The sequence below is a fragment of the Fictibacillus sp. b24 genome (assembly GCF_030348825.1).
In the GTDB taxonomy this organism is placed as follows: Bacteria; Bacillota; Bacilli; order Bacillales; family Fictibacillaceae; genus Fictibacillus.
The window spans coordinates 40,564-67,381 of sequence record NZ_JAUCES010000005.1 but is presented as its reverse complement, the minus strand read 5'-3'; the positions used below and the strand labels follow the sequence as shown (position 1 = coordinate 67,381).

At 42.6% G+C, this 26,818-nt stretch carries 27 protein-coding genes, 3 rRNA genes and 1 other RNA gene; 29 read left to right on the top strand and 2 right to left on the bottom strand.

Going from position 1 to position 26,818, the window contains the following annotated elements:
• The first annotated feature begins 25 nt into the window (after positions 1–25).
• From ffs to yabA, 18 genes are all read left to right on the top strand, one after another.
• Positions 26–290, top strand: an RNA gene (ffs, locus tag QUF49_RS00440) — signal recognition particle sRNA large type.
• Between the two features lie 106 nt (positions 291–396).
• Positions 397–2,109, top strand: a complete 1,713-nt coding sequence (dnaX, locus tag QUF49_RS00435; RefSeq protein ID WP_289493779.1) for a DNA polymerase III subunit gamma/tau — start codon at positions 397–399, stop codon at positions 2,107–2,109.
• A 14-nt stretch (positions 2,110–2,123) separates the two neighbouring features.
• A complete protein-coding gene (locus QUF49_RS00430; RefSeq protein ID WP_289493778.1) occupies positions 2,124–2,441 on the top strand; it encodes a YbaB/EbfC family nucleoid-associated protein in 318 nt (105 codons plus the stop codon).
• A 9-nt stretch (positions 2,442–2,450) separates the two neighbouring features.
• Positions 2,451–3,047 (top strand): recombination mediator RecR, encoded by a 597-nt coding sequence (gene recR, locus QUF49_RS00425; RefSeq protein WP_289493777.1) that lies wholly within the window; start codon positions 2,451–2,453, stop codon positions 3,045–3,047.
• 16 nt (positions 3,048–3,063) lie between these two features.
• Positions 3,064–3,288, top strand: a complete 225-nt coding sequence (locus tag QUF49_RS00420) for a YaaL family protein (protein WP_289493775.1) — start codon at positions 3,064–3,066, stop codon at positions 3,286–3,288.
• A 76-nt stretch (positions 3,289–3,364) separates the two neighbouring features.
• Positions 3,365–3,631: a pro-sigmaK processing inhibitor BofA family protein gene (locus QUF49_RS00415; protein WP_066242582.1), complete on the top strand. Its 267-nt coding sequence runs from the start codon at positions 3,365–3,367 to the stop codon at positions 3,629–3,631.
• 328 nt (positions 3,632–3,959) lie between these two features.
• A 16S ribosomal RNA gene (locus QUF49_RS00410) occupies positions 3,960–5,509 on the top strand.
• Positions 5,510–5,737: 228 nt separating this feature from the next.
• Positions 5,738–8,674: ribosomal RNA gene (locus QUF49_RS00405) — 23S ribosomal RNA — on the top strand.
• A gap of 146 nt (positions 8,675–8,820) precedes the next feature.
• Positions 8,821–8,936 (top strand): 5S ribosomal RNA (gene rrf / locus QUF49_RS00400).
• Together the 16S, 23S and 5S rRNA genes form the textbook arrangement of a ribosomal RNA operon.
• A 15-nt stretch (positions 8,937–8,951) precedes the next feature.
• Complete coding sequence (locus QUF49_RS00395) at positions 8,952–9,188, top strand: hypothetical protein (protein WP_289493773.1); 237 nt, start codon at positions 8,952–8,954, stop codon at positions 9,186–9,188.
• 439 nt (positions 9,189–9,627) lie between these two features.
• Positions 9,628–9,822, top strand: coding sequence for a sigma factor G inhibitor Gin (locus QUF49_RS00390; RefSeq protein WP_289493771.1), 195 nt, complete (start codon positions 9,628–9,630; stop codon positions 9,820–9,822).
• Positions 9,823–9,940: 118 nt separating this feature from the next.
• The gene (locus QUF49_RS00385) at positions 9,941–11,365 is read left to right on the top strand and encodes an aminotransferase class I/II-fold pyridoxal phosphate-dependent enzyme (RefSeq protein WP_289493770.1); all 1,425 of its coding nucleotides are present in this window, start codon (positions 9,941–9,943) and stop codon (positions 11,363–11,365) included.
• Between the two features lie 12 nt (positions 11,366–11,377).
• Positions 11,378–12,022: a dTMP kinase gene (tmk, locus tag QUF49_RS00380; protein ID WP_289493769.1), complete on the top strand. Its 645-nt coding sequence runs from the start codon at positions 11,378–11,380 to the stop codon at positions 12,020–12,022.
• A gap of 15 nt (positions 12,023–12,037) precedes the next feature.
• The gene (locus QUF49_RS00375) at positions 12,038–12,367 is read left to right on the top strand and encodes a cyclic-di-AMP receptor (RefSeq protein ID WP_289493767.1); all 330 of its coding nucleotides are present in this window, start codon (positions 12,038–12,040) and stop codon (positions 12,365–12,367) included.
• 20 nt (positions 12,368–12,387) lie between these two features.
• Positions 12,388–12,828, top strand: a complete 441-nt coding sequence (locus tag QUF49_RS00370; RefSeq protein WP_289493766.1) for a YaaR family protein — start codon at positions 12,388–12,390, stop codon at positions 12,826–12,828.
• Between the two features lie 14 nt (positions 12,829–12,842).
• On the top strand, positions 12,843–13,832 hold the full coding sequence (gene holB / locus QUF49_RS00365; protein ID WP_289493765.1) for a DNA polymerase III subunit delta': 990 nt from the start codon (positions 12,843–12,845) through the stop codon (positions 13,830–13,832).
• Positions 13,833–13,836: 4 nt separating this feature from the next.
• The gene (locus tag QUF49_RS00360; RefSeq protein WP_137792182.1) at positions 13,837–14,667 is read left to right on the top strand and encodes a PSP1 domain-containing protein; all 831 of its coding nucleotides are present in this window, start codon (positions 13,837–13,839) and stop codon (positions 14,665–14,667) included.
• Between the two features lie 14 nt (positions 14,668–14,681).
• Positions 14,682–15,035: a DNA replication initiation control protein YabA gene (gene yabA, locus QUF49_RS00355; RefSeq protein ID WP_289493760.1), complete on the top strand. Its 354-nt coding sequence runs from the start codon at positions 14,682–14,684 to the stop codon at positions 15,033–15,035.
• Between the two features lie 42 nt (positions 15,036–15,077).
• On the opposite strand, the gene QUF49_RS00350 is transcribed toward yabA, so the two are convergent.
• Entirely contained in the window at positions 15,078–15,317 is a 240-nt protein-coding gene (locus QUF49_RS00350) for a hypothetical protein (RefSeq protein ID WP_289493758.1), read from the bottom strand.
• Between the two features lie 167 nt (positions 15,318–15,484).
• Between QUF49_RS00350 and QUF49_RS00345 the strand changes: the two genes are divergently transcribed.
• Genes QUF49_RS00345 through rsmI form a run of 3 tightly spaced genes read left to right on the top strand, consistent with a single transcriptional unit; the run spans position 15,485 to position 17,370 of the window.
• On the top strand, positions 15,485–16,237 hold the full coding sequence (locus tag QUF49_RS00345) for a tRNA1(Val) (adenine(37)-N6)-methyltransferase (RefSeq protein WP_289493756.1): 753 nt from the start codon (positions 15,485–15,487) through the stop codon (positions 16,235–16,237).
• A complete protein-coding gene (locus QUF49_RS00340) occupies positions 16,218–16,514 on the top strand; it encodes a GIY-YIG nuclease family protein (protein WP_289493754.1) in 297 nt (98 codons plus the stop codon). The genes QUF49_RS00345 and QUF49_RS00340 overlap by 20 nt, the downstream gene beginning before the upstream one ends.
• The gene (rsmI, locus tag QUF49_RS00335; protein WP_289493752.1) at positions 16,486–17,370 is read left to right on the top strand and encodes a 16S rRNA (cytidine(1402)-2'-O)-methyltransferase; all 885 of its coding nucleotides are present in this window, start codon (positions 16,486–16,488) and stop codon (positions 17,368–17,370) included. Before QUF49_RS00340 ends, rsmI begins: the two co-directional genes overlap by 29 nt.
• Before the next feature lie 338 nt (positions 17,371–17,708).
• Here the strand turns inward: rsmI and QUF49_RS00330 are convergent, their stop codons facing one another.
• Positions 17,709–17,993 carry an AbrB/MazE/SpoVT family DNA-binding domain-containing protein gene (locus tag QUF49_RS00330; RefSeq protein WP_066285380.1) on the bottom strand — a complete coding sequence of 95 codons (285 nt, stop codon included), beginning with the start codon at positions 17,991–17,993 and terminating at the stop codon, positions 17,709–17,711.
• Positions 17,994–18,714: 721 nt separating this feature from the next.
• Between QUF49_RS00330 and metG the strand changes: the two genes are divergently transcribed.
• The 8 genes from metG (at position 18,715) to QUF49_RS00290 (ending at position 26,730) form a co-directional block, all read left to right on the top strand.
• Entirely contained in the window at positions 18,715–20,676 is a 1,962-nt protein-coding gene (gene metG, locus QUF49_RS00325) for a methionine--tRNA ligase (RefSeq protein ID WP_425590447.1), read from the top strand.
• A 184-nt stretch (positions 20,677–20,860) separates the two neighbouring features.
• Positions 20,861–21,628, top strand: coding sequence for a TatD family hydrolase (locus QUF49_RS00320; RefSeq protein WP_289493748.1), 768 nt, complete (start codon positions 20,861–20,863; stop codon positions 21,626–21,628).
• Between the two features lie 215 nt (positions 21,629–21,843).
• On the top strand, positions 21,844–23,064 hold the full coding sequence (locus QUF49_RS00315; RefSeq protein WP_289493747.1) for a G5 and 3D domain-containing protein: 1,221 nt from the start codon (positions 21,844–21,846) through the stop codon (positions 23,062–23,064).
• 220 nt (positions 23,065–23,284) lie between these two features.
• Entirely contained in the window at positions 23,285–23,848 is a 564-nt protein-coding gene (rnmV, locus tag QUF49_RS00310; protein WP_289493746.1) for a ribonuclease M5, read from the top strand.
• 6 nt (positions 23,849–23,854) lie between these two features.
• Complete coding sequence (rsmA, locus tag QUF49_RS00305; protein WP_289493745.1) at positions 23,855–24,730, top strand: 16S rRNA (adenine(1518)-N(6)/adenine(1519)-N(6))-dimethyltransferase RsmA; 876 nt, start codon at positions 23,855–23,857, stop codon at positions 24,728–24,730.
• Positions 24,731–24,817: 87 nt separating this feature from the next.
• On the top strand, positions 24,818–25,684 hold the full coding sequence (gene yabG, locus QUF49_RS00300) for a sporulation peptidase YabG (protein WP_289493744.1): 867 nt from the start codon (positions 24,818–24,820) through the stop codon (positions 25,682–25,684).
• A 464-nt stretch (positions 25,685–26,148) separates the two neighbouring features.
• A complete protein-coding gene (gene veg / locus QUF49_RS00295; protein WP_066238125.1) occupies positions 26,149–26,409 on the top strand; it encodes a biofilm formation stimulator Veg in 261 nt (86 codons plus the stop codon).
• Between the two features lie 138 nt (positions 26,410–26,547).
• Entirely contained in the window at positions 26,548–26,730 is a 183-nt protein-coding gene (locus QUF49_RS00290) for a protein sspF (protein ID WP_289493743.1), read from the top strand.
• Positions 26,731–26,818: the final 88 nt, after the last annotated feature.

Sequence of the window (26,818 nt, the reverse complement as noted above, 5' to 3'; positions counted from 1 at the left end):
GCATCTAACAATGTTATACACTTTGTCGCGCTAGATGGGGAGGTAGCGGTGCCCTGTACTCGCAATCCGCTGTAGCGAGGTTGAATTCCTCTCCTCGGCTAGTTCAACGTATGGTCTGACGGACGTAAGTGGTGTTGATGTCCGGGTCCTGCGCAACGGAGACCCATGAACCCTGTCAGGTCCGGAAGGAAGCAGCAGTAAGTGGACCACTTCGTGTGCCGTGGGGCAACCTGGACTGAGCTAACTGCGTTTGTACGCATAGGTTGACTATTCCAAAGAGAGGTGCGCGGCATTCTTATATATAAAACATCAACTCACCCTTGTCTCAGGGGTGAGTTTTTTGTAATGTTTCAGTATAATAAAGAAAGAATATAGTGTTAAAAGGGAGGCAAAGGGATGAGTTATCAAGCGCTCTACCGCGTATGGAGGCCACAGAGCTTTGAAGATATGGTCGGGCAAGAACATATAACGAAAACGATCCAAAATGCCCTGATGCAGGACAAGCTTTCCCATGCCTACCTGTTTTCAGGCCCACGAGGAACGGGAAAAACAAGTGCGGCAAAAATTATAGCTAAAGCAGTTAACTGTGAGCGTGCCCCGATATCGGAGCCATGTAATGAATGTGATGCTTGCCGAGGGATAACGAACGGAACGATTTCTGATGTTCTGGAGATCGATGCTGCCTCTAATACAGGGGTAGATGACATTCGTGATATCCGGGACAAAGTAAAGTTTGCTCCGTCATCTGTCACGTACAAAGTCTACATCATCGATGAAGTACATATGCTTTCAACTGGAGCATTTAACGCTTTATTAAAAACGCTGGAAGAACCGCCGAGCCACGTTATTTTCATTCTGGCAACCACTGAGCCGCACAAGATTCCAGCAACGATCGTATCACGCTGTCAGCGATTTGATTTCAAACGCATTTCCTCACAGTCCATTATCGGACGCATGAGACAAATCGTAGATGCTAACGGCACAGAAGTTGAAGAAGAAGCGCTGCAATTACTTGCCCGGGCTGCAGAAGGCGGCATGCGTGATGCGTTAAGTTTGCTCGATCAAGCGATTTCTTACAGCGATGATGTGGTTAGGGTGGAAGATGTTTTATCTGTAACAGGTTCAGCTTCACAAAAACACCTGTCTGACATGGCTGAAGCATTTTTAGAAAAAGATGTATCAAAAGCGCTGACGCTATCAACAGAACTTTTGCAAGAAGGAAAAGATCCAGTTCGTTTCTTAGGAGACCTTATTTACTATTACCGTGATATGCTCCTTTATAAAACAGCTCCACAACTAGAAGAGCTGTTAGAGCGGGTTTCTACAGATGAATCATTTGCGCAATTGGCGGAAGCTACAGCTACTGAAAACATCTATACTATCATTGGGCAGTTAAACGCCGCACAACAAGAGATGAAATGGACGAACCATCCTAAAATCTTTTTAGAAACGACGTTTATCAAGATTTGTTATCAAAAACAAGAAGGCGCATCACCTGAGTCGGGTAATACCTCTGTTGAACCTCTCATGCAAAGAATCGATCAGCTCGAGCAAGAGTTGAAGAAAATGAAAGAAAGCGGATGGGTCTCGAACGGGTCATCAGCTCCAGCAGAAACAGAAGCACCGAGAGAAAAAAGAGTGATCCGTGGCCAAGGTGGAGCATCGCATACACAAGTCAAAGAAATGCTTAAGAAAGCGAAGAAGCCAAACCTTGTTCAGCTAAAAGGCATGTGGGGAGAAATTCTTGATAAGATTCGTTCTGAAAAAGTAAGTGCTTATGCTCTTCTATCGGGTGCTGAGCCCGTAGCGTGTTCAGATCAAATCTTCCTGCTCGCTTTTCAGCATGAAATTCACCGTCAGATGGCATCTCAAGAGAACAACAGAAGCTATGTTGAAAGCGCAGTTTATAGTACAATAGGAAAGAACCTGTCCATGCTATCCATACTGGATCCTGAATGGCAGAAATTAAAAGCTGATTTCATTAAAGAACAACAGCAAGGCCAGCCATCTTCTGAAGAGAAAGAAAAAACAGAAGACCCTCTCATATCAGAGGCGATCAAATTGGTTGGCGATGATTTAATTGAGATAAAAGAAGAAGAGAACGAATAAGGAGGAATTGTAAGATGATGAAAGGCAATATGAACAATATGATGAAACAAATGCAAAAAATGCAGCGTGATATGGCAAAGGCGCAAGAGGAACTAAAGGATAAAGTAATTGAAGGAACAGCGGGCGGCGGAATGGTAACTGTAAAAGCTAACGGCCACAAAGAAATCGTGGATATCGTAATTAAAGAGGAAGTTGTAGACCCGGATGATATTGATATGCTTCAAGACCTTGTGTTAGCGGCTACGAACGACGCACTTAAAAAAGTAGACGAAATGGTTTCACAGGACATGGGCAAATTCACTAAAGGGCTAAACATTCCTGGATTATTCTAGGGATCTCCCATGCATTATCCTGAGCCGATTTCAAAACTGATTGAAAGCTTTATGAAATTGCCGGGCATCGGACCGAAAACGGCGGTTCGCCTGGCATTTTTCGTATTGGAAATGAAAGAAGATGACGTGCTGGACTTTGGCCGTGCACTCGTGAACGCGAAACGTCAGCTCATCTATTGTTCCAACTGCTTTCATATTACTGACCGTGATCCTTGCATGATCTGCGACGATTCGAGCAGAGACCGCACAACGATCTGTGTGGTTCATGATTCCAAGGATGTTATTGCGATGGAAAAAATGAAAGAGTACCGCGGTCTCTACCACGTTCTTCAAGGTGCGATCTCTCCTATGGATGGAGTGGGGCCAGAGGATATTAAAGTTGCTGAACTTTTAAAACGGCTAACAGACGAAGGTATTCAAGAAATTATTATGGCAACGGATCCGAATATTGAAGGAGAAGCTACTGCCATGTACATCGCAAGACTTATAAAACCAACGGGTATTAAGATTACTCGTATTGCTCACGGCCTGCCTGTAGGCGGAGACCTGGAATATGCAGATGAAGTAACGCTTTCTAAAGCGCTTGAAGGAAGAAGAGAAATTTAACAAAGGGGTTGCTTGCATGTTTTTTTCCCGTAAAGGGCGCTTGAAGCGATCCGGAGACCAACAGCTGCTTCAAAGTCTTGATGAACTTAAAGTAAACTGGATGCATCAAAAAGAAATGGTCGAACGCAGTGTCGAGCCATCGGAAGAAGTTATCTTCAAACTTCAATTAGCAGAATCTAAATACTTCTTCTTATTAAAAGAAGCGAAAAAAAGAAACGTAACGACCAGCAGGTTAAAATAACTGCTGGTCTTTTTCTTGGACAACTCCCATACAATATCTAATAAATAATATGGATATTGTATAGGAGGTATCATGGATGGAGCCAATCACTGTAATCGCGATACTCGGAACAATCATCTTTGTTCTATTGCTTGTAGGTGCTCCAATGCGGCCAATTCGCTGGATCGGCTTCGGAGTTACACGTTTTTGTATTGGCGCACTATTGTTGTTCTTACTTAATGCGATCGGAAATTCGTATGACATTCATATTCCAATCAATGCGTTTACTGCACTGATTTCTGGAATAGCCGGACTACCTGGGATAGCATCTTTGGTAGCTATTGAATTCTTTATTTTAAACTAAGTCTTTTATAAGTAATCATTATCAGAGTTTAGAGAGCGATTTTAAGCTTTCTAAACTCTTTTTCATTTGTACAAAGTAATTTCAAAATAACTATTGACCTTAAAACACCATCCGTGATATATTATATCTTGTCGCCGCGACAGACGAAACATTGTTGCAGGCGGGAAACATGATAAAAAAACAGGTTGACTTCTTATTCGAAAGATGTTATCCTAATAAAGTCGCCAAAACGAGCGGCTAACAAAAAGTTCTTTGAAAACTGAACAAAAGAAATAGGTAAGGAATTAAATTAATTCCGTCAGTTTTAAAATCGAGCAAGACAAACACTTTTATGGAGAGTTTGATCCTGGCTCAGGATGAACGCTGGCGGCGTGCCTAATACATGCAAGTCGAGCGAATGAAGAGGAGCTTGCTCCTCTGATTTAGCGGCGGACGGGTGAGTAACACGTGGGTAATCTGCCTGTAAGACGGGGATAACTCCGGGAAACCGGGGCTAATACCGGATAACAAGAGAAGAAGCATTTCTTCTTTTTGAAAGTCGGTTTCGGCTGACACTTACAGATGAGCCCGCGGCGCATTAGCTAGTTGGTGAGGTAACGGCTCACCAAGGCGACGATGCGTAGCCGACCTGAGAGGGTGATCGGCCACACTGGGACTGAGACACGGCCCAGACTCCTACGGGAGGCAGCAGTAGGGAATCTTCGGCAATGGGCGAAAGCCTGACCGAGCAACGCCGCGTGAGCGATGAAGGCCTTCGGGTCGTAAAGCTCTGTTGTTAGAGAAGAACAAGTACGAGAGTAACTGCTCGTACCTTGACGGTACCTAACCAGAAAGCCACGGCTAACTACGTGCCAGCAGCCGCGGTAATACGTAGGTGGCAAGCGTTATCCGGAATTATTGGGCGTAAAGCGCGCGCAGGCGGTCTCTTAAGTCTGATGTGAAAGCCCACGGCTCAACCGTGGAGGGTCATTGGAAACTGGGAGACTTGAGTGCAGGAGAGAAAAGTGGAATTCCACGTGTAGCGGTGAAATGCGTAGAGATGTGGAGGAACACCAGTGGCGAAGGCGGCTTTTTGGCCTGTAACTGACGCTGAGGCGCGAAAGCGTGGGGAGCAAACAGGATTAGATACCCTGGTAGTCCACGCCGTAAACGATGAGTGCTAGGTGTTGGGGGGTTCCACCCTCAGTGCTGAAGTTAACACATTAAGCACTCCGCCTGGGGAGTACGACCGCAAGGTTGAAACTCAAAGGAATTGACGGGGGCCCGCACAAGCAGTGGAGCATGTGGTTTAATTCGAAGCAACGCGAAGAACCTTACCAGGTCTTGACATCCTTTGACCACTCTAGAGATAGAGCTTTCCCCTTCGGGGGACAAAGTGACAGGTGGTGCATGGTTGTCGTCAGCTCGTGTCGTGAGATGTTGGGTTAAGTCCCGCAACGAGCGCAACCCTTGACCTTAGTTGCCAGCATTCAGTTGGGCACTCTAAGGTGACTGCCGGTGACAAACCGGAGGAAGGTGGGGATGACGTCAAATCATCATGCCCCTTATGACCTGGGCTACACACGTGCTACAATGGATGATACAAAGGGTTGCGAAGCCGCGAGGCCAAGCCAATCCCAAAAAGTCATTCTCAGTTCGGATTGTAGGCTGCAACTCGCCTACATGAAGCCGGAATTGCTAGTAATCGCGGATCAGCATGCCGCGGTGAATACGTTCCCGGGCCTTGTACACACCGCCCGTCACACCACGAGAGTTTGTAACACCCGAAGTCGGTGGGGTAACCCTTTTGGGAGCCAGCCGCCGAAGGTGGGACAGATGATTGGGGTGAAGTCGTAACAAGGTAGCCGTATCGGAAGGTGCGGCTGGATCACCTCCTTTCTATGGAGATTATGAAACAGCTTCGACTGTTTCGTAAGTACACCTATTCTTCTTTTGTTCAGTTTTGAGAGAACTAACTCTCAACTAAATAACACTTTTTATGATTCATTCTGAAAAGGTTATTTTCTATGTTCTTTGAAAACTAGATATCGACATCCAAACAATATGCAAGGCAGATAGATATTTATCTGCGCCAAGCAAGATCTTTGATGTGTAAACATCATATAAGGTTAAGCTAGAAAGGGCGCACGGTGGATGCCTTGGCACTAGGAGCCGAAGAAGGACGGGACGAACACCGATATGCCTCGGGGAGCTGTAAGTAAGCATTGATCCGGGGATTTCCGAATGGGGGAACCCACCATCCGTAATGGGATGGTATCCATATCTGAATACATAGGGTATGAGAAGGCAGACCCGGGGAACTGAAACATCTAAGTACCCGGAGGAAGAGAAAGCAAATGCGATTTCCTGAGTAGCGGCGAGCGAAACGGAAACAGCCCAAACCAGAGGGCTTGCCCTCTGGGGTTGTAGGACACTCTACATGGAGTTACAAAGGAACGAAGTAGGTGAAGCGGTCTGGAAAGGCCAGCCAAAGAAGGTAACAGCCCTGTAGCTGAAACTTCGTTCTCTCCTGAGTGGATCCTGAGTACGGCGGGACACGTGAAACCCCGTCGGAATCCGGGAGGACCATCTCCCAAGGCTAAATACTCCCTAGTGACCGATAGTGAACCAGTACCGTGAGGGAAAGGTGAAAAGCACCCCGGAAGGGGAGTGAAATAGATCCTGAAACCGTGTGCCTACAAGTAGTCGGAGCCCATTAACGGGTGACGGCGTGCCTTTTGTAGAATGAACCGGCGAGTTACGATCCCGTGCAAGGTTAAGTTGATAAGACGGAGCCGCAGCGAAAGCGAGTCTGAATAGGGCGACATAGTACGTGGTCGTAGACCCGAAACCGTGTGATCTACCCATGTCCAGGGTGAAGTTCAGGTAACACTGAATGGAGGCCCGAACCCACGCACGTTGAAAAGTGCGGGGATGAGGTGTGGGTAGGGGTGAAATGCCAATCGAACACGGAGATAGCTGGTTCTCCCCGAAATAGCTTTAGGGCTAGCCTCGCGGCAAGATTCCTGGAGGTAGAGCACTGATTGGACTAGGGGCCCCCACAGGGTTACCGAATTCAGTCAAACTCCGAATGCCAGAGAATTATCCGCGGGAGTCAGACTGCGAGTGATAAGATCCGTAGTCAAAAGGGAAACAGCCCAGACCATCAGCTAAGGTCCCAAAGTATACGTTAAGTGGCAAAGGATGTGGAGTTGCCCAGACAACCAGGATGTTGGCTTAGAAGCAGCCACCATTTAAAGAGTGCGTAATAGCTCACTGGTCGAGTGACTCTGCGCCGAAAATGTAACGGGGCTAAACGTATCACCGAAGCTATGGCTTGTACCGTATGGTACAGGGGTAGGGGAGCGTTCGAAGTGCAGCGAAGTCAGACCGGAAGGACTGGTGGAGCGCTTTGAAGTGAGAATGCCGGTATGAGTAGCGAAAGACAAGTGAGAATCTTGTCCATCGAAAGCCTAAGGTTTCCTGAGGAAGGCTCGTCCGCTCAGGGTTAGTCGGGGCCTAAGCCGAGGCTGAAAAGCGTAGGCGATGGATAACAGGTTGATATTCCTGTACCACCTCCTTTCCGTTTGAACAATGGGGGGACGCAGTAAGGTAGGGTGAGCGCACTGATGGAATAGTGCGTCTAAGCAGTTAGGCTGTTGGGTAGGCAAATCCGCCCAACGTGAAGGCTGAGCTGTGATGGCGAGGGAAATTTTAGTACCGAAGTCCCTGATCCTACACTGCCAAGAAAAGCCTCTAGTGAGGAAAGAGGTGCCCGTACCGCAAACCGACACAGGTAGGCGAGGAGAGAATCCTAAGATGATCGGGAGAACTCTCGTTAAGGAACTCGGCAAAATGACCCCGTAACTTCGGGAGAAGGGGTGCTCTGATAGGGTTTATCGCCCGAGAGAGCCGCAGTGAATAGATCCAAGCGACTGTTTAGCAAAAACACAGGTCTCTGCGAAACCGCAAGGTGAAGTATAGGGGCTGACACCTGCCCGGTGCTGGAAGGTTAAGAGGAGGGGTTATCCTTACGGAGAAGCTCTGAATTGAAGCCCCAGTAAACGGCGGCCGTAACTATAACGGTCCTAAGGTAGCGAAATTCCTTGTCGGGTAAGTTCCGACCCGCACGAAAGGTGTAACGACTTGGATACTGTCTCAACGAGAGACCCGGTGAAATTATAGTACCTGTGAAGATGCAGGTTACCCGCGACAGGACGGAAAGACCCCATGGAGCTTTACTGCAGCTTGATATTGGATTTTGGTACAGCTTGTACAGGATAGGTAGGAGCCTGAGAAGCCGGAGCGCCAGCTTCGGTGGAGGCGTCGGTGGGATACTACCCTGGCTGTATTGAAATTCTAACCTTGAACCGTGATCCGGTTCGGAGACAGTGTCAGGCGGGCAGTTTGACTGGGGCGGTCGCCTCCTAAACAGTAACGGAGGCGCCCAAAGGTTCCCTCAGAATGGTTGGAAATCATTCGCAGAGTGTAAAGGCACAAGGGAGCTTGACTGCGAGACCTACAAGTCGAGCAGGGACGAAAGTCGGGCTTAGTGATCCGGTGGTTCCGCATGGAAGGGCCATCGCTCAACGGATAAAAGCTACCCTGGGGATAACAGGCTTATCTCCCCCAAGAGTCCACATCGACGGGGAGGTTTGGCACCTCGATGTCGGCTCATCGCATCCTGGGGCTGAAGTAGGTCCCAAGGGTTGGGCTGTTCGCCCATTAAAGCGGTACGCGAGCTGGGTTCAGAACGTCGTGAGACAGTTCGGTCCCTATCCGTCGCGGGCGCAGGAAATTTGAGAGGAGCTGTCCTTAGTACGAGAGGACCGGGATGGACACACCGCTGGTGTACCAGTTGTTCCGCCAGGGGCATAGCTGGGTAGCTACGTGTGGACGGGATAAGTGCTGAAAGCATCTAAGCATGAAGCCCCCCTCAAGATGAGATTTCCCATCACGTTAAGTGAGTAAGACCCCTTAGAGATGATGAGGTTGATAGGTCTGGTGTGGAAGCGTGGTGACACGTGGAGCTGACAGATACTAATCGGTCGAGGGCTTATCCTTAAAATGCATAACGTTTGGAAACGTCGTATCTAGTTTTGAGAGAACATAAAATAATGATGAAAATCATTAAAAAAATCTCTTGCTTTTACGAATTACATAGAGTATAATTTTATCTTGTCGAGATAAAAAATAACTCGCTAATCTGGTCTAGTGATGATGGCGAAGAGGTCACACCCGTTCCCATACCGAACACGGAAGTTAAGCTCTTCAGCGCCGATGGTAGTTGGGGGTCTCCCCCTGTTAGAGTAGGACGTCGCTAGGCAAATGAGGAAGATGGATGAAAATCCATCTTCTTTTTTTGTGTTTGAAAAAGATTGAGGGATCTAGAAAGAGAAAAAAGGAAGAAGATGGCCGCAACCATCTTCCAGCACGCTATATTCTTCAGCAAAAGCCCCAAAAATACAACCAAAGTCAACACGATCAGCTCATACAACGACCATCCAAGCATCAATCTCACGAAAACACCCCTGATCTCGAGCTCCAAACCTCTCCACATCAACCCGACCAAACTTAATTTCATGGTAATCCTATTTTTATTCACGGTAATCATCTATATTTTCATGGATAAGTGTCATAATTTCACAGATAAAATTTTTTATCGAATTTTCGACAGCTTTTCCTAAAAGTGACTCAATCCGTAGATATACATACCTCTCCTCGTATTCACTAAAGAAGCCTTCGTACCTAAAATTGCTCCCTCGCCATTCTCAAATCCCGACCAACTCCAAAACCTCGCTCAAACTCTCTATTCCAGCACATCAACTAGTTTCAAATCCTTGCACATCGGGGATTTAGCAACCATGAAGACGTGAACTCGGTTTATTTTATCGTTTTGTATAGAGACAGACACAACAAAGCCCAGAGTTTCATACATTTTAAAGAACCTAAAATAATCTGAAAAAACGTATATGAATAAACAATTCTGGCAACAATGGCATTATGGAGGTGGAAGAATGAAAGCGACACGACAGTACGGGGAAAATTGTATGGTGTGTGAAGAACAGAAGGATCGGGGATTACACATTCTTCATCAATTTATTTGCCGAGAATGTGAACAGAAAATCCTTACCGCTAAAACAAATGATGAATATTATAAACATTACTTATCGCAATTGAGAAAATTAAAATTAGTAAACGCGTCTTCGTGAAAAACAGGCTGATCGATAGCCTGTTTTTTTGTTGCTGCAAATTCGTAGAACATGAAACTATGATAGAATAAAAGTATATATGGCACGAAAAACGTGTAAAAACAAAGGGAAATAAAAGATGAAGCAAGCACCGCTATACGAAGCGTTAATCAATCATATTCATAAAAATAAATGGTCCTTTCATGTGCCTGGTCATAAAAATGGACTTCTGTTTGAGAAGACGGCAGCACCTTTTTTTCAGTCTGTCTTACCGCTGGATGTAACAGAACTAACAGGACTGGATGATCTGCATCACCCAGAGGGTCCTATTTTAGAAGCACAAAAGTTATTAGCAGCGTTTTACCAAGTCGAGAAAAGTTATTTTCTTGTTGGTGGAAGTACTTCGGGCAATCATGCGATGATTCTCTCTTCCTTTATAGAAGGAGATATCGTTTTGGTTCAACGAAACTGTCATAAATCGGTGCTGAATGGACTGGAACTAGCAGGAGTTACACCTGTCTTTCTGCAGCCTGAGATCGATGAAGATGGCGGATATCCATTAGGAGTGTCACTTCAAACGGTTAGACAAGCTGTTGAAATGTATCACGGTGTAAAAGGAATCATTCTAACAAACCCTACTTATTATGGTATGCAGCAAGACATCACAGAAATTGCTGAACTTATTCATAGAGTCGGGGGTATCGTACTAGTAGATGAGGCGCATGGAGCACACTTTGGATTAAAAGATATGCCGAAAAGCTCGATACATAAAGGAGCAGACATGGTGGTGCAATCTGCGCACAAAACACTTCCAGCTCTAACAATGGGTGCCTATTTACATGTGAACAGCGATCGAGTAGATATCCAGCGCTTATCTCATGCGTTACAGATGGTTCAATCGAGTTCCCCATCCTACCTTATTATGGCTTCACTTGATTTGAGCCGGCTTTTTCTTGAAAATCTCAGTGATATCGAGTTAGATAACATCATTAATCAAACTTTGAACCTAAGAGAATTTATCCATTCACTTCCGCACCTTGAAGTTAAGTCTGTGCCTAATGATTATGTACTTGATCCACTAAAGGTTACTGTCCAGACTAACAGGGAAATATCAGGATATGAGCTGCAGATTTTATTTGAAAAAGAAGGATTATTTACCGAGCTCGCAGATGATCGTAATGTTTTGTTTGTCTTGCCGCTAGGACGGATTCCTCATTTGAAAGATCTAAAAAAAGTATTCGAAAAGATATCCAATCAACTTCAGAGCTATGAAGCAAGTCAGTTGCATGCTGAATCTATACCTGTTTTATCTTCAGTCAGCCGATTAGCACTTTCTTATCGAGAAATGAAACGGATAAAAGCAAAGCCCATTTCGATTGTGGCGGCAGAAGGGCTGATTGCAGCTGATGCCATTATTCCATATCCACCAGGAATTCCATTGATCGCAAAAGGGGAACAAATTACTTCGAAACACATTCATCAGTATTCTTTTTTGAAAAAGAAAGGTGCTCGGTTTCAGGGAACATTCGGGCACGAACAGATGTATGTTTTTGATAGAACATAAGGGGCATTAACAGTGAAAGGTTTATTTATAACATTAGAAGGTCCTGACGGGTCTGGTAAAACAACTCAGATCGCGAAGGTTGCAGAATATTTTAAGAAACAGAAGATCGATTTTATTCAAACACGCGAACCGGGTGGAACACGAATCAGCGATAAAATTCGAGCGCTTATATTGGATCCAGAACATAAAGAAATGCATGACCTTACGGAAGTGCTCCTATATGCGGCATCACGTGCACAGCATGTTCATGAAAAGATTCTCCCAGCACTAGAGGAAGGAAAAGTTGTGCTGTGCGACCGTTTCGTTGATGCATCTATAGCTTACCAAGGGTTTGGTCTTGGTGTAGGGGAAGAATCTGTGCTTAAAGTAAACAACATTGCAACAAGCGGACTTGTACCGGATCGCAGTTATTTTGTAGATGTATCACCTGAAGTAGGCAGAGAACGCATGAAAGCTCGCTACGGAACAGAAAATCTCGACAGAATTGAACAAAAAGATCTTACGTATCATGAACTTGTTAGAGAAGGATTTGAACATATTTTCTCTAAACAGACTGGCCGTATTGTTCGGATAAATGGCGAACAGAATCCTGACGAAGTGTTCAAGGAGATCGCGAAGGATTTGGATCAACTTTTATCGAATCATAAGGAAAAGTAAAAGGAGGCATTTGCCATGAAGATGATTATAGCCGTTGTTCAAGATAAAGACAGCAATAGATTGCAGGATGCGCTTGTTGATAAAAATTACCGTGCCACAAAGCTCGCAACAACAGGCGGTTTTTTAAAAGCTGGAAATACAACGTTTATGATTGGTGTGGAAGATGCTCAAATCGAGGATGTAATGGAAATTATCCGTGAGAACTGCAAAAGCCGTAATCAGATGGTTGCTCCCGTTTCACCGATGGGCGGCAACGCAGATGCTTATGTGCCATACCCAGTAGAAGTTGAAGTAGGCGGCGCAACCGTGTTTGTTCTGCCGGTAGAAAACTTTCAGCAATTTTAAAAACAAATTGAGGGGTAATTATGAAAATCGGCCAAGATATTAGACCAGTTCTTGAAACAAAACAGAACGACGGAAAGACAGGTAAAAAGCCTTCTCTTTCTTTTGGTGAAGCCGTATCCAAACAAAGTGAAAAGTTACAATCCGAACAGTTAACAAGGCTGTTAGGTGATATAGAAAATCAAAGCAAAAGACTGGTGCAATCACAAACAGTACGCGATCTGCAGCTTTATAAAAATTTAGTTCAACGCTTCGTAAAAGAAGCAGTTGATTTCGGTATGCAGCTAAAGCAAAACAAAAGCTGGAACGAGCAAGGCAGATCACGAACGCTGAGCCTTGTAAAAGAAGTAGATGAACAGCTGATTCTTTTGACAGAGGCTGTATTGAGCCAAGAAAAAGAGCCGATTTCGCTGCTCGATAAAATTGGAGAAATAAAAGGATTGTTAGTGAATCTATATACGTAGTAGGTGAGTGGAATATGGTGAGCTGGGAAGAGTGCAGCAAAACACAGCATCGTGTTGTGAAGTTATTAAAAAACAGTATAAAAAAACAGCGCCTTGCTCATGCATATATTTTTGAAGGAGCACATGGAACGGGTAAGATGGCGATTGCAACTGTACTTGCAAAAACGTTTCTTTGCAGAAATGCGGAAGAAGGTAATCCATGCGAGAGCTGTCCGAACTGCAAGAGGATTACGTCAGGAAACCATCCTGATGTTCATATCATCACACCAGACGGGCAGAACATTAAGATCGATCAGATCAGAGGTTTGCAAAAAGAATTTGCCTATAGCGGCATGGAGTCCTCAAAAAAAGTATACATTATTGAGCACGCTGACAAGATGACAGTGCAAGCTGCGAACAGTCTTTTAAAGTTTTTAGAAGAGCCTGGTGCAGATACGATTGCTATTCTTTTAACAGAACAGGTTCATCGTTTGCTCGACACTATTCGTTCTAGAGCTCAGACTTTGTCCTTCTCACCCCTTCCGCCACAAGGGATTTTAGAAAAATTACTTCAGGAAGATATACCGAAGCCGATTGCTCTATTAGCGTCTTCCTTAACATCAGATTATGCAGAAGCGCTCGAAATTTGTAGGGAAGAGTGGTTTGCACAAGCGAGAGCCAAAGTGATACAATTAACGGAGGACTTGCGGCTCCGGCCGGATTACTGTCTTGTTGTACTGCAAGATCAGTATTTAAGTTTTTTCAAAGAAAAAGATCAGTTGCGATTAGCATTAAACTTACTTTTGATCTGGTATCGAGATCTTTTATCTATACATTTATCAAACTCGGAAAACGTTGTGTTTTTCGATCAGCTTCAAGCATTAGAGCAGCAGGCTCTTCACACTTCGCAAAAAAAGACGGGTGAAGCTCTGCAAGCTATACTGACTGCTCAAGCCCGACTCAGGAGCAACGTCAGCCCCCTGATGGCGATGGAGCAGTTGGTTTTACGATTACGGGAGGGATAAAACCTTGTATGAGGTAGTGGGAATCCGCTTTAAAAAGGCGGGTAAAGTTTATTATTTCGACCCCGGCGACCTTGAAGTGAAAAAAGACGCGTTTGTCATTGTGGAAACAGCGCGTGGAATAGAATATGGCAAGGTAGTTATCGATAAGAAACTAGTCGGGGAGAATGATGTTGTTCTTCCTTTAAAGAAAGTCGTTCGGCTCGCGACACAGAAAGACATTTTGTCTGTAGATGAAAATAAAGCAGCTGCTAAGGAAGCGTTTCAAAGTTGTGAGGAAAAAATCATCGAACATAAGCTGGATATGAAGCTTGTCGATGTGGAATATACGTTTGATCGTAACAAAATCATTTTTTATTTTACAGCAGACGGAAGAATTGATTTCCGTGAACTGGTAAAAGACCTGGCTTCTATCTTCCGAACAAGAATTGAACTCAGGCAGATTGGTGTTAGGGATGAAGCGAAAATGCTTGGCGGAATAGGTCCATGCGGCCGAATGCTTTGCTGCTCTACATTCCTGGGAGATTTTGAGCCAGTATCGATTAAGATGGCAAAAGATCAGAACCTTTCATTAAATCCTGCTAAAATTTCAGGTCTATGCGGCCGTTTGATGTGCTGTTTGAAGTACGAAAACGACTATTATGAAGAAGCAAAAGAAGAAATGCCTGATGTTGGAGAAGAAATTATGACCCCTCATGGTGTTGGTCGCGTTGTCGGCTTGAATTTGCTTGAGAAGATCATTCAAGTGAACATTCCTGCAATGGAAAGAACAACCGAGTTCACTTTGGACGAGCTTGCAGGTAAGAGAGAGGAACTATTCAGTCAGGCAACAGAGTAAAAGAGGTGGAATTCGTGGAAAAGAAAACAATATTTTCCCGCGTAGTACAGATGGAAGAGCAAATCACGGTGCTGTCACAGCAACTGGAAGATTTCAAGACCCATTTGGCTGCACTCATTGAAGAAAACCACCATCTCGTGATGGAAAATGATAATCTGCGAAACAAGCTGAATGCTGACCAAAAGCGGAATTCGGTTAAAAAGTCTTCAGCCTCTAAAGCCAAAAAAGAGCCTACTGATATCGGTGAGGGCTATGATAACCTGGCACGTCTCTACCAAGAAGGATTCCACATTTGCAACCTTCATTATGGCAGTGTACGTTCAGAGGGAGATTGTTTGTTTTGTCTTTCATTTTTAAATAAGAAATAAACGCCTTTCCAAATGGGAAGGCTTCTTTTTATATGGCTGAGTTTAAAGTTTGGAGTTTTCTTTGTAGATCTTGATAGTGTTGATTTCCGCTCCAGGTGCTTCGCTTTCCGCGGGCAGGCGGTGAGCCCCTTGCCGCTTTGGGCCTTTAAGGGTCTCACCTGACCGCTTCAAGGAAGTATTTTTGCTCCTGCGTCTACAAGTTAATGCTGCCGCAGTGAGTTTCCTCGTCGCATGCCTTGCGAGGAAGCTTTTCAGGTGGTAGGCACGCACCTTGCGCTCCAATCAACTTTTCAATGAAGATAATGAACTCTTACAATGCTTTGTAAGCAGCAATCTATAGAAAAAACCTTCCTTCTAAAAAGAAAAACAGAGGTATATTTGGAAATTGCGCTTCATTAACAATTTAATAAAACTAAAAACCTATTATATAGAAGAAAGGGGGAATTACCGTGGAAAAACAACTCCTGCCAGATGAGCGGATTGATTTTTTAGTGCATGAAGATTTAAAGATTATACAAAGTCCCTCTGTTTTTTCGTTTTCACTTGATGCCGTTTTACTTAGCAGATTTGCTTGGGTACCTATTCAAAAAGGGAGAATCGTCGACCTATGCAGTGGAAACGGCGCCGTTGCTCTTTTGTTAAGCAAACGCTCAAAAGCAAACATTACGGGAGTCGAAATTCAGGATAGATTGCACAGTATGGCAACGAGAAGTGTAGAGCTAAACAACTTAGAGAAACAGATACAAATGGACTTGGGAGACATCAAAACCGCTCCAGCTACATATGGCCATGGTACATTCGATGCGCTCACATGCAATCCGCCATATTTTGCGTCTTTGCATGAAGAAGATTTTAATCAAAATGAACACCTCGCCATTGCTCGTCATGAAATTCATTGTTCGCTAGAAGATGTCATACGCGTCAGCAGCCAGCTCGTGAAACAAGGCGGAAAGGTTGCGATGGTCCATCGGCCGAACAGATTGATGGAAATCTTAGCATATATGAGACAGTACAAACTCGAACCAAAGAAATTACAGCTCATATATCCGAAAGCGGGCAGTGAAGCTAACATGCTTTTAATAGAAGGAATGAAGAACGGCAAACCAGATCTGCATATTTTACCCCCGATAACGGTATATGGTGAAGACGGCCAATACACGGATTATTTAAAGAGGATGTTCTATGGCGAAGAAGGAAGATAATCACTTTTTGTATATTTTAGAATGTGGAGACGGAACTTATTATACAGGCTATACAAATGATTTGGCTAAACGTCTAGAGAAGCATAAAGAAGGAAAAGGTGCTAAGTATACGAGGGGAAGAGGTCCTCTAAAGCTTGTTTTCCAAAAATCCTTTTCAACGAAACAGGAAGCGATGCGTATGGAGTTTGCAGTTAAGAAACTCAATCGAGCTGAAAAAGAAAGAATGATAAAAGAGGGAAGTGTTTCATATGTGGCAGCAAAAGAGCTACGGAAATGATAACGATGGCGGCATGCTGTACTTGGTTCCAACACCGATCGGTAATTTAGAAGATATGACTTACCGGGCGATTCGTATCTTAAAAGAATCGGATCTCATTGCAGCAGAAGATACAAGACAAACAAAAAAACTGTGCAACCACTTTGAGATCAACACTCCTTTAACGAGCTATCACGATCACAATAAACAGCAAAGCGGCAAAAAGCTTTTAGAAGAGTTAAAAGACGGTAAACAAATTGCACTCGTGACAGATGCAGGAATGCCAGGTGTTTCTGATCCAGGCTACGAGCTCGTTGTTCAATGCGTAGAAGAAAAGATTGCCGTTATTCCGCTTCCAGGAGCAAATGCAGCACTTCCTGCACTTGTTGCATCAGGACTAAATACAGAGCTTTTTACCTTCTATGGTTTCCTGCCAAGAGGGAAAAAGGAAAAGAAGGCAGAGCTAGAAAACTTAAAACGATTTCCTTCCACCCTTTTGTTTTACGAAGCTCCACATCGCTTAAAAGAAACACTTCAAGCGATGAGCGCAGTTTTAGAAAACCGAAACATTGCAGTCGTTCGAGAACTTACAAAAAAATATGAAGAAATAACTCGCGGAACCTTACAAGAAGTATCTGAGTTCTTCAGCCAAGGAGATACAGAAATTCGAGGTGAGTTCTGTTTAGTAGTAGAAGGCAGCGGAAATAAAGAATTTGAAGCAGAAGAGCAAGAACAATGGTGGGAACCTTTATCAGTAAAAGATCACGTAGAACATTACGTAGAAAAAGGCGAAAAACCAAAAGAAGCAATAAAATTAGCGGCAGTAGACCGAAACGTACCAAAACGGGAAGTCTATCAGGAGTATCACGGGTTATAAGTTATAAGCCCCCTAGCAGAAAGTCATAAGAAGCAGGTCTTACAATCATTAATTACAGCTTAAAAATCATTAATCTTTTTTAGGATTGTTATTTTAAATCTTTTACTTCTTCATTGAATAGTTGATTGGAGTGCAAGGTGCGAGACTCCTGCGGGACAGGCGGGCAGGTGAGACACTTAAAAGTGAAACGTTATGAATGTGGCTCACCGCCTGCCCCGCGGAAAGCGAGCACCTGAAACGGAAATCAACCACTTCCAAAAGCACCGAAGAACACAACGAAGATAATACGTAGACAAAGGAAAAGAGCCTTCTAAATCGAAGGCTCTTGTTTTTTATGCTTATTTTGATGTTTGTAATTGCTTTTGAAGCTCATCCATTACTTCTTTAGCACCTTCACGGCTAAGGATGATCTTTCCGCCAGCAACAGTGTAGTTGTCATCAGAAACTTCCCCAGTTACTGCACAAGTCATGTTCGGCTTGTATTTCTTAAGGATGATGCGGTCATCATCAACGTAAATTTCTAAAGCGTCTTTCTCTGCAATTCCTAAAGTACGGCGCAATTCGATCGGAATAACGACACGTCCTAGTTCGTCCACCTTACGTACAATTCCTGTAGATTTCATAATAAAATCTCTCCTCCCAGATATATAAAAAGATTTCCCTATCTATTTAAATCGTCAGAATTCGACAAAATCCTACGAGAACATCTTACCAAGATTTCCAATTGTCGTCAATAGTTTTGACTTAAACATTTTTTCAACTTTTACCAATGAATTTACTAGACTATACCCATATTATAATACTTCCAAAACCCTTAATTGGAAGATATATTCATATATTGTCATAAAAAATTCAAGAATGTGTAAAAGATGAAAAAAATTAACTGGAAATGCCGATAAAATAAAACGTCAAATTTCGACAAAACTAACAACGAAAAAATACTATCAAAATTTCCCTTTCCGACCATTGGCTTCTATGCCTTGACACACTTTCTATGCTTTAGGTATATTTTGAAGGAAGAAAAGAGAATAATGAAAGTATTTACATAGAAATCTTTCGCTTACTTTTTTACTTTTATGTCCTAATGCAAACAGTTTTTTATAGTTTTTGTAAAAAGATACATTTTCCGTTAAAGTAATTTTTTTCCTAAATGTAAAGAAAAAATGGTCCCTAAATCGAGGGGCTTTTTTTCCACTATTAGAAAGTATAACTTGTTAGCACGATGTTTTTCGAAGTGGCACAAGTTTAGGTTAATAGTATAAGCGCAACTAAGGCTGACGCGAAAGATTGGCGTCAGCCAAGTTTTCTTTACTATAAGGTAACTATTTTGAGGAGGCGGCACGATTGGCGAAACCAACATTCTACATTACAACACCTATTTATTATCCAAGCGGCAAACTTCATATCGGTCATGCATATACAACAACTGCAGGGGATGCAATGGCTCGATACAAACGATTAAAAGGTTTTGACGTTATGTATCTGACAGGAACGGATGAGCATGGAGAAAAGATTCAAAAGAAAGCAAACGAACAAGGTCTTCATCCGCAAAAATACGTAGACGGCATCGTTGAAGATATTAAAGCTCTTTGGAAAAAGATGGACATCTCCTATGATGATTATATTCGTACTACCGATGAGCGACACAAAAAATCTGTCGAAAAGATCTTTCAACAGCTTCTTGATCAGGATGATATCTACTTAAGTGAGTATGAGGGCTGGTATTGTACAGATTGTGAGTCCTTCTTTACAGAACGTCAGCTTGAAGACGGTAAATGTCCTGACTGCGGACGTGAAGTGAAAAAGGTTAAAGAAGAAAGCTACTTTTTCCGTATGAGCAAGTATGCGGATCGGTTGTTGGCTTATTACGAAGAAAACCCGGCATTTATCTTCCCGGAATCGAGAAAACGCGAAATGATAAACAACTTTATCAAACCGGGGTTAGAAGATCTTGCAGTATCACGTACTTCTTTTGACTGGGGTGTAAAAGTACCGGGAAATCCAAAACATGTTATTTATGTTTGGATCGATGCATTATCTAACTATATTACCGCTCTAGGGTATGGCAGTGAGAACGATGAAAAATATCAAAAATACTGGCCGGCTGATGTTCATTTAATGAGTAAAGAAATAGTCCGTTTCCATACGATCTATTGGCCGATCATGTTGATGGCGCTAGATCTTCCGCTTCCAAAGCAAGTTATTGCACATGGCTGGTTATTGATGAAAGACGGTAAAATGTCTAAATCAAAAGGAAACGTAGTGGACCCCAATGTTCTAATCGACCGTTACGGATTAGATCCGCTTCGCTATTACTTGCTTCGTGAGGTGCCATTTGGCTCTGATGGCGTGTTTACACCGGAGAGTTTTGTTGACAGAGTAAATGCTGATTTAGCAAACGATCTCGGAAACCTGCTGAACCGAACGATTGCCATGATCGGAAAATACTTTGACGGCAAGATTCCTTCATATGAAGGGAAAGTTACCGAGTTTGACGGAACACTTCAAGACTTTGCTTTAGAAACAGTAAGGAAAACAGAAGAAGCGATGGAAAAGCTTGAGTTCTCAATCGCGCTTTCAACGATATGGCAATTAGTAAGCCGCACAAACAAGTACATTGATGAGACACAGCCTTGGGTTTTAGCAAAAGATGAAGCAAAACAAGGTGAACTTGCAAGCGTTATGTATCATTTAGCAGAATCAATCCGTATCGTTTCTGTTCTCATTCAGCCGTTTATGACTGAAACACCAGCAAAGATCTGGAGCCAGTTAGGTTTGAAAGACAAGAGCATTACAGATTGGGATACACTGAAAGAATTTGGTGCGATTCCTGCGGGTACTGCGGTGGAAAAAGGAGACCCGATCTTCCCTCGCTTAGAAACGGAAGCAGAAGTTGAGTTTATTAAAAATTCAATGGGCGGTACTTCAACTCCAGCGGTTGAAGAGCCGAAAAAAGAAGAAGCACCTGCTGCTGAAGAAAAGCCTGAGATCACGATTGATGATTTTATGAAGGTTGATCTTCGCGTAGCTACCGTAATTGAAGCAGAACCTGTAAAAAAAGCAGATAAATTACTAAAGCTTCAATTGGATCTTGGATATGAAAAGCGCCAAGTAGTCTCTGGAATCGCTCAGTTCTATAAACCGGATGAGCTGGTAGGTCAAAAAGTGATTTGCGTGACGAACTTAAAACCTGTTAAATTACGTGGTGAACTATCGCAAGGAATGATTTTAGCCGGTTCTTCTGATGGCCAATTAACATTGGCTACAGTAGACCCTTCACTTCCAAACGGTGCAAAAGTAAAATAACAACAAAAAGCGGGGAGTTTATCCCTGCTTTTTGCTTTTTTAAGGCGGAAGATAGTGAATAAACACGATTTTTACCGCGAAAAATAGGACTTAATACCCACGATGTAACTAACTTGTAATGCTACTGTTACCCGAATGAATGGAAAATGTGATAAGATTTGTAAAGTTGAAAGGATTGTACACTATGTTTGATACACACGCACATTTAAATGCAACACAGTTTGAAGAGGATCGCGAGGCGGTTATTCAACGGGCGTTAGATGAAGGCGTAACACATATTGTGGTTGTCGGCTTTGACCGCGAAACCATAAAAGGTGCGATGCAACTTGCTGAAGAATACGACTTTATTTATGCTTGCGTAGGCTGGCATCCCGTAGACGCGATTGATATGACAGACGAAGATTTGGCTTGGATCGAAGAACTTGCAGCGCACCCAAAAGTTGTCGCTCTTGGCGAGATGGGATTAGATTACCATTGGGACAAGTCGCCTGCAGATGTTCAAAAAGAGGTATTCAGACGCCAAATTCGACTCGCCAAAAAGGTGAAGCTTCCGATTGTGATCCATAATCGTGAAGCAACGCAAGATGTAGTTGACATATTGAAAGAGGAAGAAGCCCATGAGGTTGGCGGTATCATGCACTGCTACAGCGGAAGCATCGAAGTTGCCCGTCAATGCATGGATATGAATTTCTACATAAGTTTTGGTGGACCAGTAACGTTCAAGAATGCAAAGAAGGTAAAGGAAGTTGCTACAGAGATTCCGATGGACCGGCTTTTAATTGAAACGGATTGTCCTTATCTAAGTCCTCATCCATTAAGAGGAAAAAGAAATGAACCATCTTATGTAAAGTATGTCGCTGAAACACTTTCTGAACTAAAAGATCTTCCGCTTGAAGACATCATAAAGAAAACTTCCGACAACGCGTTTCAAATTTTTAACATTTCTAAATAGGGGATGTTGTCGGAAACTAGCAAAGCATAAGAAATATCGCGTTAATCTTTCAAGAATTGACAAAAGGGACAGGAAATTTGTCAAACGGTTTTTCTTCCCTTTTTCCTTCTTTTCCGTTCATAATTGCCTTGGGTCAATTCAGGACGAAAAGGAGGGTGATTTGACAGAGAGAAAAAAGATATTTATAATGCAGTCCTTGTAGGGGAGGAAATTGAATGTATAGGAATATTACAGCTTTATTCTCAAGTATCACAAGAAAGAAAGTTTATCTTTCGATCGTTGCTCTTCTCGTTTTAGCGGTAACTACCGGATTCGTAGGTTATGAAACTACGAAAGCTGAAGTAACGCTTATGAAAGACGGAAAGAAAACGGAAGTGAAGACACATGCCAATACGGTTAGAGAATTTTTAAGCGAACAAAACATAAAACCTAACCAGCATGATTTAGTAAAACCAGGTCTTAATGCCAAGGTTACAGATAACATGAAGGTTGATTATACAGAAGCGAAGCAAGTTAGCCTTACCGTTAATGGCAAGGATAAAACGATTTGGACGACAGCAAAGACTGTTGAACAATTCGTGAAGGAACAGCAGCTAACGCTTAATGAGCATGATTCTATCAAGCCAAATCTCACTGCTGACATAAAGGATCAAGGGAAGATCCAAATTGAATCAGCATTCCCGGTTAAGCTTGTTGTGGGCGGAAAAGCTCAGCAAGTTTGGACCACTTCGACTACCGTCGCTGACCTTTTGAAACAACAAAAGGTATCATTAGGTGAAATTGATCGAGTAACACCTGCTAAAACAGCTAAAATTTCTGGCAAAACGCAGGTTGAAGTCATCCGAGTAGAAAAGGTCACCGATGTAGTGGAAGAAGAAACACCGTTTGCTGTTGTTAACCGCAAAGACAGTGGTCTAACAAAAGGCAAAGAGCGTGTTGTGCAAGAAGGCAAAAAAGGCAAACTTGAAAAACGCTTTGAGGTTGTTGTGGAAAACGGTAAAGAGGTTTCCAGAAAACTGATCAGCGAAAAAACGTTAACAGATAGCTCTGACAAAATTGTTGCTGTTGGGACAAAGGCACCACCAGCTCCAAAACCTCAGCCAGTTGTATCTCGTAGTAAATCACCTTCAGCAAGCAGTTCAGGCGGAAGAGAAATTACGGTTACAAGTACTGCTTACACTGCTAACTGTGCAGGATGTTCTGGTATTACAGCTACTGGATTCAACCTGAAAACTAACCCGAATGCGAAAGTTATCGCAGTCGACCCTAATGTGATTCCGCTTGGTTCGAAAGTATATGTTGAAGGATATGGTTATGCTATTGCTTCAGATACTGGAGGGGCGATCAAGGGTAACAAGATTGACGTATTCTTTGCTTCACAATCACGTGCAGAGTCTTGGGGAAGAAAATCAGTTAAAATTCGTATCATTAATTAATTTTGAAAGCATGGGGAAAAATCCCTGTGCTTTTTTATTTGCGCGTCATTTTAAACAATCTTTCAGAAAAGAGCATAAAAGAAGTACCCGATATACTGGGCATTACTTTGTAAACCTAGACTTTCTTGACGCCTGGGGTATACTAGTAAAAGATGTTTTTTTCGTTCAAATAATTAGACGTTGCAATGCCTAAAAAGGTTTCACCGTTTTGGAGGAAATCATGAAAAAAATAAAAGAAATAATTGTTGTTGAAGGAAAGAGCGATACGCTTGCCATCAAACGATCTGTTTTAGCAGATACAATAGAAACAAATGGTTCAGAAATTAGTATAGATACATTGAATCGTATAAAAAGAGCCCACGAGACAAGAGGAATAATCGTTTTCACAGACCCAGACTTCCCAGGAAAAAGAATTCGAGAAATCATTTCAGAGCATGTCCCTGGCTGTAAGCATGCCTATCTAGCGAAGGCTGATGCACTCGCTAAAGGTGACAAAGGTGTTGGAGTCGAGCACGCTTCAAGAGAGGCGATTGTTGAAGCGCTTGAGCATGTTCGAGAAGAAATGGCAGAGACTGAAAACGAGAGCATTTTATGGGAAGACCTAATAGCTGCTGGTCTAACGGGCGGCCCGGATTCAAAACATAGACGCGAAGTGATTGGAAGAGAGCTGCGCATAGGATATATGAACGCCAAGCAATTACATAAACGTCTAAATATGTTCAGAGTTACACCAGAAGAATTTGAACAGGCCCTAAAGGCGCTTTATAGCAATGAGGAGGAATAGAAACAAATGAGAAAAGATATATCCACTCCCCAATCCACAAAAGCCATACTGGAGAAGCATGGTTTTACTTTTAAAAAGAGTTTAGGACAAAACTTTCTGATTGACCGCAATATCTTAAATAATATTGTAAATGCAGCAGATCTGACAGAGGAATCCGGAGTAATTGAAATTGGTCCTGGAATCGGAGCGTTAACTGAATTCATCGCGAGGTCTTCCAAAAAAGCAGTTGCTTTTGAAATTGATCAGCGTCTTCTTCCTATATTAGAAGAAACACTCGCACCATACCCACATGTAGAGGTCATTCATTCAGATGTTTTAAAAGCGGATATACACGCTGTGATAAAAGAGCATTTTGAAGAAGGTCAGGATCTGATGGTTGTGGCGAACTTGCCGTATTACGTTACGACACCGATCATTATGAAACTTCTTCAAGATAAGCTTCCTATTCGAGGCATTGTCTGTATGATTCAAAAAGAGGTAGCGGACCGTCTTGCCGCATCACCAGGTACGAAAGATTACAACTCTCTTTCCATTGCCATCCAATATTATGCGACAGCTGAGACGATGATCAAAGTGCCTAAAACGGTTTTTGTTCCAGCTCCTAATGTAGATTCATCCGTCATTAAGCTAACGCTTCGAAAAGAGCCTGCTGTTGCAGTAAAAGATGAAGACTTTTTCTTTAATGTAGTAAGATCATCGTTTGCTCAAAGACGTAAGACGCTTTGGAACAACCTGACGAGCCAGCTTGTACCTAAAGACAAGAAGGAAGAGCTTCAAACGATTTTGGATTCCATTGATATCGATCCAAAACGCAGAGGTGAAACGTTATCCATACAGGAATTTGGCAAGTTGGCTGATGCTCTTTTGCCTCTTGTAAAATAAACCTCATTTTTCCCCCGGTTTCCACATACTCTTATAAAAGGAATAATGTGAGCTAAGGAGCTTATTACTCCAAATAGGGGGAGTAAAATGAAACTAGAGATTGGATCAATTGTAAGCAGAAACTCTTACAAGCGGGATCTTCTTTTTCGAGTAATAGGGTTTAGTGAAGATCGTACTATTGCTGAACTTGCTGGAGAAGAGCTCAGGCTATGGGCAGATGCACCAGTTGATGACTTATTCGTTGTTGATGACAAACATATGTCTGAACATAGGCAAGTTGAAAAAGAAAAAGAAGAGTCATCCTTAAAATTATTCAGACAAGATTATTATTTGCTGCGGCAAAAAAGAGAGTATCTATCGACAAACGGCTATCAATACGATCAGTCTTATTTTGAGCTGCCAGGAAGAGTGCTTCATATCGACGGAGACCCGTTATATTTAAATAAATGTCTGGAGTTATACAAAAAGCTTGGAGTACCCGTGTACGGCATTCATATGAAGGAATCGGAAATGCCAGAAAAAGTACCGGCATTAGTTGATGAAATCAGACCAGACATACTCGTCATAACGGGGCATGACGCCTATATGAAATCAAAAGGCGATGTTTCTGATGTGAATGCATATCGGCATACAAAATATTTCATTAGAACGGTACGAGAGGTGAGAAGGAAATATACACACCTTGACCATTTAATGATCTTTGCAGGAGCCTGCCAATCGCATTTTGAATCGTTAATAAAAGTAGGTTCAAATTTCGCGAGCTCACCTGCTCGAATTAATATACATGCCTTAGACCCCGTCTATATCGTTTCAAAAATCAGTCTGACATCCTTTATGGATCGCGTGAACGTAATGGATGTTTTACGCAACACACTTACTGGTAAAGAGGGATTAGGCGGTGTAGAGACTAGAGGGTTCCTAAGAACAGGAATGCCGATTAAATCAAAGCCATAGAAACGTAAAACTCCGGAATTCGGAGTTTTTTTATTGTTTGAATGTAAAGGTATTTGAGTAGGATGATACACATAACATGGCGAAATATGTCGAGGATTGTAGACTCGTGGATAAAAGCGCAAAACTTTTGGATTGAAGGTTAAAACTCGAGGATAAACAGCCAAAACTTCTGGATTGAGTGCACGAATTTCAGGATCCCACCAGCTGGATACCCCCTTTAGAAAAGCGTCTTTTAAAATGTTGAAAAATTAATAAAACATATCAAAAGGGCATAAATTTAAGAATTATTTGTAAAAAATATTCATTTTATACATATTCACCAGGTATATTGACATACTAAAAAAAGCAAAAAAAGGATATTTAGTCATTGACATGAAAATGCTTTGCTTGCTATAATGAAAATTTTAATTTGACAAAAAAACACGATTTGTGTTATAATTTGTCTAAGTGAGGTGGAGCCTAAAATGGGTAAAACAATAGTGGACATTAGACGCTCTTTAGAGTCCAACGTGGGTAGAAGACTTTCTTTACGTGCAAATGGCGGTCGACGTAAAACAATCGAACGACTAGGCACATTAGAAGAAACATACCCAGCAGTTTTTATTATCAAATTAGATCAGGACACCAACGCTTTCGAACGTGTTTCTTATAGTTACGCGGATGTACTCACAGAAACAGTAGAACTTACATTCTTAGAAGATACACAAGCAGCAATCGGGCAGTAAGAAACCTTTACTGCTATTTTTTTTACCTTGCTGGTTGTGGTCTAAAACAAAAAATACATATAATCAGCACATTAATGAGAAAGATAAAACCCCTTTTGGAGATACTATGATGTATCGCATATGAAAGGGGTTTTCATCATGGGACGAAGAAAAAACGGCATGATGTCTGAAGGCTTAAAAACAGAGATCGCAAAAGAGCTGGGGTTTTATGATACGGTCCAACGCGAAGGATGGGGCGGTATCCGTTCTAAAGACGCAGGAAATATGGTGAAACGAGCATTAGAGATCGCTGGACAGCGCTATAACAATGAAAATAGATAATATGCGGTAATAACAACCGGAGGCCCTAGTGTCTCCGGTTTTCCTCTATATCTATAGATTGATTTTTTCTATATTTCATTCCTCATAC